General features: G+C 57.7%; 1 protein-coding gene. It reads right to left on the bottom strand.

Translation table 11 applies throughout. From position 1 onward, the window contains the following. Window positions 1-55: 55 nt before the first annotated feature. The coding region (locus OKC30_RS21190; protein ID WP_270805456.1) for an IS5 family transposase at window positions 56-841 on the bottom strand (786 nt) is incomplete at its 5' end.

Raw genomic sequence — 841 nt, forward strand, 5'->3', positions numbered from 1 at the left:
GGCCTTGTTGCACAATTCCAAAGCAGGACAGCAGTCTCTCAGGCGCCGATTTCGCTCAGTTGACCTGTTGTCGTACAGGCATACCTAACCCCGTCATCCTGTTGATAGCCTTCACCCACGCCAGTGCTTCACCTACCTGCGCGTTGTAATTTCTCAGGCTCAGCTTTGCACCGATGAGCTGCTTGACTCGGTACATGGCTGTCTCGGCTTTAGAGCGTTGATGGTAGCCAGAGGCCTGCTTCCACTGCGCCAGCTCTCCCGCCTTGAGGGCAGTGACCGCTTCATTGCGCGGATGCCCCTCTTCCCACAGTGCCGCATTCTTTCTCGGTGGGATAGTGGCCTTGGCCCCCTTCTTCTTGAGCAGGGCATGACAGGCTTTCGTGTCATAAGCCCCATCCGCACTGACTTGCTCTATCTTGCGTCGTAACGGGTTGAGCAAACTGGGGAACACTTCGTTGTCTGCCACCGTCTCGAGGCTAACCTCGGCGGCGATAATCGCATGGGTGGCGGCATCCACTGCCAAGTGAAGCTTACGCCAGACACGCCGCTTCTCCTTGCCATGCTTTCGGACTTTCCACTCACCTTCGCCATAAACCTTCAGCCCGGTCGCATCAATCACCAAGTGGGCGACAGCCCCTTGGCTGGGCAACCGGTACTTGACCTCCACCGTGTTGGCCCGCCTGCTGATGCTGCTGTAGTCCGGTGATGTCAGGGGCACCTGCATCAGCTTAAACAGCGAGTTTATAAACCCCTCTAGGGCGCGCAGTGGGAGCTTGAATACGCCCTTGAGCATGAGTGCCGTCTCGATGGCAGTATCGCTGTAGTGGAAGCCACGACCCCG

Source organism: Aeromonas sp. QDB18, assembly GCF_027705325.1.
Taxonomy (GTDB): Bacteria; Pseudomonadota; Gammaproteobacteria; order Enterobacterales; family Aeromonadaceae; genus Aeromonas; species Aeromonas caviae.